Source organism: Lapillicoccus sp. (assembly GCF_046595215.1).
GTDB lineage: Bacteria > Actinomycetota > Actinomycetes > Actinomycetales > Dermatophilaceae > Lapillicoccus.
Window position 1 is genome coordinate 25,603 of the sequence record NZ_JBKJPP010000100.1, and the last position, 7,682, is coordinate 33,284.

At 72.2% G+C, this 7,682-nt stretch carries 7 protein-coding genes; 3 read left to right on the forward strand and 4 right to left on the reverse strand.

Annotated features, from left to right (window positions below):
- Nucleotides 1-132: 132 nt before the first annotated feature.
- Complete coding sequence (locus ACLL9L_RS08100) at nt 133-546, reverse strand: SRPBCC family protein (protein ID WP_411284136.1); 414 nt, start codon at nt 544-546, stop codon at nt 133-135.
- A 105-nt stretch (nt 547-651) separates the two neighbouring features.
- Entirely contained in the window at nt 652-2,598 is a 1,947-nt protein-coding gene (locus ACLL9L_RS08105; RefSeq protein ID WP_411284137.1) for a penicillin-binding transpeptidase domain-containing protein, read from the reverse strand.
- Nucleotides 2,599-2,677: 79 nt separating this feature from the next.
- Between ACLL9L_RS08105 and ACLL9L_RS08110 the strand changes: the two genes are divergently transcribed.
- Nucleotides 2,678-3,913 (forward strand): NAD(P)/FAD-dependent oxidoreductase, encoded by a 1,236-nt coding sequence (locus ACLL9L_RS08110; RefSeq protein ID WP_411284138.1) that lies wholly within the window; start codon nt 2,678-2,680, stop codon nt 3,911-3,913.
- A 3-nt stretch (nt 3,914-3,916) separates the two neighbouring features.
- Here ACLL9L_RS08110 and ACLL9L_RS08115 read toward each other — a convergent pair whose 3' ends face one another.
- Together ACLL9L_RS08115 and ACLL9L_RS08120 are read right to left on the reverse strand one after the other, a co-directional pair.
- Nucleotides 3,917-5,077, reverse strand: coding sequence for a MalY/PatB family protein (locus ACLL9L_RS08115; RefSeq protein ID WP_411284139.1), 1,161 nt, complete (start codon nt 5,075-5,077; stop codon nt 3,917-3,919).
- Nucleotides 5,078-5,140: 63 nt separating this feature from the next.
- Nucleotides 5,141-6,094 (reverse strand): helix-turn-helix domain-containing protein, encoded by a 954-nt coding sequence (locus ACLL9L_RS08120; protein ID WP_411284140.1) that lies wholly within the window; start codon nt 6,092-6,094, stop codon nt 5,141-5,143.
- Between the two features lie 91 nt (nt 6,095-6,185).
- On the opposite strand from ACLL9L_RS08120, the gene ACLL9L_RS08125 reads away from it, so the two are divergent.
- The gene (locus ACLL9L_RS08125) at nt 6,186-6,494 is read left to right on the forward strand and encodes a hypothetical protein (protein WP_411284141.1); all 309 of its coding nucleotides are present in this window, start codon (nt 6,186-6,188) and stop codon (nt 6,492-6,494) included.
- Nucleotides 6,495-6,503: 9 nt separating this feature from the next.
- The gene (locus ACLL9L_RS08130) at nt 6,504-7,565 is read left to right on the forward strand and encodes an App1 family protein (RefSeq protein ID WP_411284142.1); all 1,062 of its coding nucleotides are present in this window, start codon (nt 6,504-6,506) and stop codon (nt 7,563-7,565) included.
- The last annotated feature ends 117 nt before the right edge of the window (nt 7,566-7,682 follow it).

The following is a 7,682-nucleotide window of genomic DNA, read 5'->3' on the forward strand; positions in this document are numbered from 1 at the left end:
GCGGGCCTCCTGGCCTGAAGGTGACAGATCACCGGCTCCCGGGCGGAGCCCACGATCCTTCCCCCAACCCACAGCGTCGGGTCAACCAGCGCCATCACTGCCCATGCAGGCCGGAAGACCCCGCATTGCCGCTCAGGTGGCGAGGTCGTCGAGACGGGTCAGCGCCTCGCTCCAGCGCTGCCGCAGCGCGGCTGGGTCTCCGTCGGCGTGCTCGTGGCGCAGCGTGAGGCGGGTCCCCTCGCCCTCGGCGGCGAATGTCAGGTCGACGAGGGACCGGGGGGCGTCGGCGTCCGCGTGCCAGGACACCCGCACCTGCTCAAGGGGGTGATAGCTGCGCCAGACGCCGTGCGTGCCGTCCTCGGCGTGCCACGGCTCCCCCTTGCCGCCGAGCGTCGCGCCCCGGCCGAGCAGGGCCTGCGCCCCGTCGGCTGTCGTGAGGGCCTTCCAGACGTGGCCGACCGGATGGGTGACGACCGTGGCGACCTCGACTACGGCCGGGGGCGCCGCGCTGGCCTCCGTCTCCTCGTCGGGCATTGTCCCGGACATCCGAGCCTCCCTCTGTCGAGCGCGGGACCCGACCGAGCGGCGCGGGTCCACCAGAGGACAGTCGACCGCCTCCGGGTCCCGGGCGCAACCCCGGACACCATCCCGTCAGCCGGCGTAGGACTGGAGGAAGGCCTTGATGAGCGGCGCAGCCGACTGCGATCCGGAGACCCCGTCCTCGACGTAGGCGGCGACGGCGAGGTCGCCCTTGCCCGCGACCATCCACGCGTGTGTCTTCGGGGGCGTGTCGGTGCCGAACTCCGCGGTCCCCGTCTTGGCGAGGGTCACGCCGACATCCGCGAGGACCCGGCCGCTGCCCTCCGAGACGACGGCGCCCATCATGGCCTGGAGGGCCTGCGCCTCGGCGGGCTGCAGTGGCTTGGCAGGGGCCGGGAACGACGCGGCGGCGGGGTTGTCGGTCAGCAGCTTGGGGCGGACGACGGAGCCGTTCATCACCGAGGCGACGACCGTGGCCATGTCCATCGGCGCCACCTGGACCTTGGCCTGGCCGATCATCGATGCGGCGTGCTCGGTGCCCTGGCCCTGGTCCGGGACCGAGCCGAGGGTGGCCGGGAAGCCCAGGTCGAGGTCGACACCGATGCCCAAGGAGGCCGCCGCAGCAGCCAGGTCGGCCTGTGAGACCGTGCGGTTCTGGGAGATGAAGGCGGTGTTGCACGAGTTGGCCAAGGCGGTGCGCAACGGGATCTGCCCGAGCTTGTCGGCCGGGTAGTCGTTGTAGTTCTTGAAGGTCCGGCCGTCGACGACCACCGTCGGGGTGCACGCGACGACGGAGTCGGGGGTGACTCCGGCCCGCAGCAGGGCGAGCGACGACACGATCTTGAAGGTCGACCCGGGCGCGGCGTGCCCGGTCGTCGCCAGGGCCTGCCCGTTGGTGGCGGGACCGTTCGCGGCGGCGAGGATCTCGCCGGTCGACGGGCGGATGGCCACCAGGGCGGTGGGAGTGCCCGGCACGCCGGCGAGGGCCGCCTCGGCGGCGTTCTGCCCGGCCGGGTCGAGGGTGATCGCCAGGGGCTGGCCCGGAGCCGCCGCCTGGGTGAAGAGGTTGCGGGTCGTGGCCGTGCCCGCGGCGTCGGTGCCCACCGCCGCCACCGTGAGCCCGTCGGTGCCGCGCAACCGCGCGTCGTAACGCTGCTCGAGACCGGACAGCCCGACGACGTCCCCGGCCGAGATCGTGCCGGACGACTGCTGGACGATCTCTGCCGTGGCCTGGCCGACGGTGCCGAGCAGCGCTCGGGCAAACGTGGGCGAGGGTCCGATGGCCGCCTTGCCGGGGAGGCGCACCGCTCCCGGGATCGCCGCGACGGCGTCGGCCTTGCTCGTGGCCAGCGGGTCGTCGGCCCGCAGCGTCAGGGCGACGACGAGGGCCTTGGCTCCTGCCGACGTGACGGCCTTGCCGTAGGCGGTGGCATCGATCCCGAGCAGGGCGGCGAGGGCGGTGGCGGAGGAGGCCGTCTGGGCCGGCTCGATCCGGCCCTTGTCGATGCCGATCTGGTAGGTGGCGCGCTCGGTGACGAGTGGCACCGAGCCGGCCCCGACGATGTCCGCGCGCTTGGCCTGGGTGCGGGCGCGCACCAGGCGCTCCATGGCGGTGAGCTGGGGTGCGAGCAGGGCCGGCGACCAGGTGACGTGCCACGTCTTGTCCTCGGCGAGCCGGAGGGCGACCTGGGTGCTGTAGGTCCACCCGGGGGCAGCGCCGGTCACGTCCCACGCGTAGGAGAGGGAGGCCTGCGCCGCCGCGTCGTTGCCCGGCGTCCTGGTGACCTTCGCCACGCTCACGGTGCGCTTGACGTCCTTGAGCTCGCCGATGGCCGTGGTGACGAAGGCCGTGGCGTCCGCCGGGGCGGCCCCGTCGAAGACCACCTTCGACAGGTCCGCCGACCCGAGGCCGGTCGCCAGGGCCTGCGCCGCGGCGTTGGGCTCCGGGGGCTTGGCGGCGGCGGTGCACGCGCCCAGGCTCGGACCGAGGACGGCGACCAGGGCCAGACCGACCGTCGCCGAGCGGTGGCGTAGGTTGCACGGTGTCGGGTTCCCCATGGGCCCCATCCTCACACCCGTTGCCGTCGGGTGCGGACAGCCCGAAGGGGCTGACGTCCACGTCGAGAGGGAGCACACCGTGACCACGTCTGACCAGATCGTCATCGTCGGCGGGGGGCTGGCCGGCGCGAAGTCGGCCGAGGCGCTGCGGGACGAGGGCTACACCGGCCGCATCGTCCTCTTCGCCGCCGAGTCCCATGCGCCCTACGAGCGGCCGCCTCTCTCTAAGGCCTACCTCAAGGGCGAGTCGCCGGTGGCGGACACCCTGGTCCACCCCGAGGGGTGGTACGTGGACCACGACGTGGAGCTGCGGCTCGGCACCGGGGTGACCGCCATCGAGCGCACCGACCACCAGGTCGTGGCGACGGACGGGTCGCGCACGGCATACGACACGCTCCTCCTGGCCACCGGCGCGTCCCCGCGCCACTCCGACCTGCCGGGGGCTGACCTCGGGGGCGTGCTCTACCTGCGGACGATCGACGACAGCGACAGGCTGCGGGCGGCCCTGGTCAAGGACGCCGACGTCGTCATCATCGGCGGTGGCTGGATCGGGCTCGAGGCGGCCTCGGCGGCTCACGAGGCGGGTGCTCACGTCACCGTCCTCGAGATGGCCGGGCAGCCGCTGGCGGGGGTTCTCGGTGTGGAGCTGGGAGCGGTCTTCGCCCAGCTGCACCGCGACCACGACGTCGACGTGCGCACCGGGGTCACGGTCGCGGGCATCGACCCGGGGGAGGGCACGCACAAGGTCGGCTCGGTGCGTCTCGAGGACGGGACCACCCTGGCTGCGGACGTCGTCCTCATCGGCATCGGCGCGACCCCCAACACCGACCTCGCGGTGTCCTCGGGTCTCGACGTCGACAACGGCATCCTCGTCGACGCGCAGGGACGCACTTCGGACCCGGACGTCTTCGCCGTCGGCGACGTCGCCAACGCCGAGACGCCGGCGCTCGGCATGCGGGTCCGCGTCGAGCACTGGGCCAACGCGCTGGATCGCCCCGCCTCGGTCGCCAAGGGGATGCTCGGCCGGAAGGGCGACTTCGACAAGCTGCCGTTCTTCTACTCCGACCAGTACGACCTCGGGCTGGAGTACTCCGGCCACGGCGGCCCCGATGACGAGGTCGTCGTGCGGGGCGACCTGTCGGGGCGCGAGTTCGTCGCGTTCTGGCTCGACGGAGACCGGGTCACGGCCGGGATGAACGTCAACGTGTGGGACGTCCAGGACGACATCCAGGAGCTGATCTCCTCGCGAGCCGCCGTCGACCGGGACAAGCTGGCCGACCCCGACGTGCCGATCAAGGACGCCGCCAGGGCCTGAGCCTCAACGGGATCCGACAGCGACCGCGATCCGGGACAAGGCCTCCTCGAGGATCGCGCTCGTCGTCGCGAAGTTGAGGCGGGCATACCGCAGCGGTTCGACGCCGAACGGGACGCCGGGGTTGAGGGCGACCCTGGCCTCGGCGAGCAGCCAGTCGGCGGGCTCGACGTCGAGGCCGAGCTCGGTGAGGTCGAGCCACGCCAGGTAGGTGCCCTCGTTGCGTCGGTGCCTCACCCCCGGCATGCGCTCGACCGCCGCGGCGACGAGGGAGCGGTGCTGGTCGAGCAGCGCCGTCACCTCGCTCATCCACGCACCGCCCTCCCGGTATGCCGCGATGTTGGCCTCGATGCCCAGCGTCGAGACGCCGATGGTCTTCCAGACCGGAATCGCCTGCCACGCCTTCGTGTCCGCGGCGTTGGAGGTCACGACCTGGGCGCATTTGAGGCCGGGGAGGTTCCACGCCTTGGAGGCGGACAGGACCGTGACGGTGTGGGCAGCCGTCGCGTCGGTGAGGCTGGCGTAGGGGAGGTGGCGGCCCTCGAGGACCAGTGGGGCGTGGATCTCGTCGCTGATGACGCGGGCGCCGTGCCGGGTGACGACGTCGGCCAGGGCCAGGAGCTCGTGGCGCGAGTGGACCCGGCCCAACGGGTTGTGCGGGTTGCAGAGGATCAGGGTGCGGGCGCCGTGGGCGAAGGCGCGGTCGATCCCGTCGAGGTCGAGGGTCCACCGGTCGTCCTCGAGGACCATCGGGACGTGGACCTGCGGGCGTCCGGTCAGCTCGACGACGGAGAAGAACGGCATGTAGGCGGGGGTCGGAATGACCACCGCGTCGTCGGGCCCGCTGAAGGTCTCCACCGCCAGCGACACTCCTGTGAGCACGTCGGCGAGGGCGAAGACCCGCTCTGCCTCGACCTGCCAGCCGTGCCGGCCCGCCAGCCAGTCGACGAGCGCCTCCGCCAGGCCGGAGTCGCGGGCCGACAGCGGGTAGCCGAAGGTCTCGGCGTCGACGGCCCTGCGCAGGGCGGCCATGACCGGGGGCGCCGTGGGGTAGTCCATCTCCGCCACCCAGAGCGGCAGGACGTCCTGCGGGTAGGCGTTCCACTTGATGGTCCGTCTGGCGCGGAGCCGGGCCGGGGTCAGGGCGGAGAGGTCCAGGTCGCTCATGACGGCGATCCTGCCGCACGGGCTGCGGTGGAGCGCACGCGCTGGTGCAGGGCCCGGGCAGGGTCAGCCGGCATGGGTGAAACTGCGCCGGTAGTCGCCCGGTGGCACGCCGACCTGCCGGGTGAAGTGGTGGCGCAGGAGCGCGCCGCTGCCGAAGCCGCTGTGGCGTGCGACCGACTCGATGCTGAGGTCGCTCTCCTCGAGGAGCTCTCGGGCGTGGTGGATTCGTTGCAGCGACAGCCATCTCGCCGGTGTCGTCCCGGTCTCGGCGACGAACCGGCGGGCGAAGGTCCGCGTCGACATGGCCGCCTGCTTGGCCAGCTCGCGCACGGGTTGGTCCTCGCCGAGGTGCGTGACCATCCAGGTCAGGACCGGTTCGAGGCTGTCGGAGGAGCAGGCAGGGACGGGGAGGTCGACGAACTGGCGCTGGCCGCCGTCCCGCTGAGGCGGCACCACCATCCGGCGCGCGATCGCCGTGGCAACGGCGGCACCGAGCTCACGCCGGACCAGGTGCAGGCAGGCGTCGATGCCTGCCGCGGTCCCGGCGCTGGTGATGACGGAGCCGTCGTCGACGAAGAGGACGTCGCGGTTGACGCGCGCCCGGGGGTGGGCCGCCGCGAGCTCGTCGGTGTTCATCCAGTGCGTCGCACAGTCGCGGTCGTCGAGCAGGCCGGCGGCGCCGAGGACGAACACGCCGGAGCAGACCGACAGGATGATGGCTCCGGCGGCATGGGCGCGCCGCAGGGCGTCGAGCAGGACGGGGGAGAACTCCCGCAGCTCGGTGGCCGGCACGGCGACGAGGTCGGCGCCCTCGAGGCCCTCGAGCCCGAAGGGCACGGTCAGGGAGAGACCGTTGGGCATCCGGACGGGGCGGTCCGGGTCCTCGGCACACACCCGGAAGTCGAAGGTGGGCACCCCCTGTGCACTGCGGTCGATGCCGAACACCTCGCACAGGACGCCGAACTCGAAGGCAGCCGTCTGCTCACCCACGAGCACGGCAACGCGATGGAGAGCCATCACCCCAGCATGTCACGACTGGCAGGAATATGACGAACAACGTCAGTTCTGCCACTCGTGACCTGATTTTGATGAGCAGATACTTACTGCCATGGACACCGTCATCGTCATGCTGTTCCTCGTCGGATTCGTTGCCTGGATCGGGGTGACGCTGGAGCACACCCACCGCCTCACCCGTGGACTGAGCAGGATGCCGTTCGGCGTCGACCTCGAAGCGGATCGGGACATCATCCGGACCCTCGCCGAGATCGAGGCGATCCGGTCCCGGTCGCCGGGCGGCACCGCCGCGGCCACCACCAGGGGCGCAGGAAGGCTTGGGCTACTGCGTCGTCGTGACCGATGGCTGCGCCGTGGTGACCCGCGTCGCCGGGCCGGTGCACGGCATACGGGCATGGAATAGGTTTGAGGCATGTCGCGACCGCACGCCGCCGCCATCGTCGAGGACGCCTGGCACCGCCAGGTGGACCGCGGTCTGCGGCGTCGCGGGTGGGGCAACCGGATCATCGGCCACGTCGGATACGGCTCGCCGGACTTCGTCCGCATCCTCGCCCGGGTGCTCCTGGGTCGGACCCGCGGACCGGTAGAGGACGACCCGCAGGACGACACCACCTACGGCGGGTTGCGTTCACCCGACGGGCGCAACCGGGGGTGGAAGGCCTTCGTCCTCGCGCCCGCGATGGACGTCCCCGTCACCGTGCGGGTCGGCGAGCACCTGGCCCACGGACGCAGCGACCGCTCCGGTCACGTCGATCTCACCTTCCACGACCACGGGCTGGCGCCGGGCTGGCACGACGTGACGATCAGCGCCCTGCACGCCGACCCGGTGCACGCGAGCGTCTTCGTCATCGGCCCGGACGTCTCTTACGGGCTCGTCAGCGACATCGACGACACCGTCATCTCGACCTCGTTGCCGCGCATGATGATCGCAGCGTGGAACACGTTCGTGCGGCACGAGGGCGCCCGGCACGTCGTCCCGGGGATGGCGCCGATGTATCGCGAGCTGCTCGACCACCACCCCGGCGCCCCGATCGTCTACGTCTCGACCGGCGCCTGGAACACCGCGCCGACCCTGACCCGGTTCCTCAAGAACCACGGATACCCCCGCGGGCCACTGCTGCTCACCGACTGGGGACCCACCAACACCGGCTGGTTCCGCAGCGGACAGGAGCACAAGCACGCCTGCCTGGAGTCGCTGGTGCGCGACTTCCCGCGGATCCGCTGGGTGCTGGTCGGTGACGACGGCCAGCACGACCCGGTCATCTACGCCGACTTCGCCCGCGGGCACCCCGACCGGGTCCGGGCGATCGCGATCCGGGAGCTCACCGCCACCCAGCAGGTGCTCGCGCACGGCACCCCCGTCGAGCGCGCGGACGCCGAGGCCGGCGCCCACACCGAGGTGCCGGGAGTCCCCTCTGTGCGCTCGCCCGACGGCGTGGGTCTGGCACGCGAGCTGGCCGCTCTCGGCCTCTAGCGTGGGGAGGGGTCTGCCAGACTTCGGCGCATGCGCGTGCACATCGGCTCCGACCACGCCGGCCTCGAGCTCAAGGCCCACCTGCTGGGCTGGCTGAGCGAGCACGGCCACGAGCCG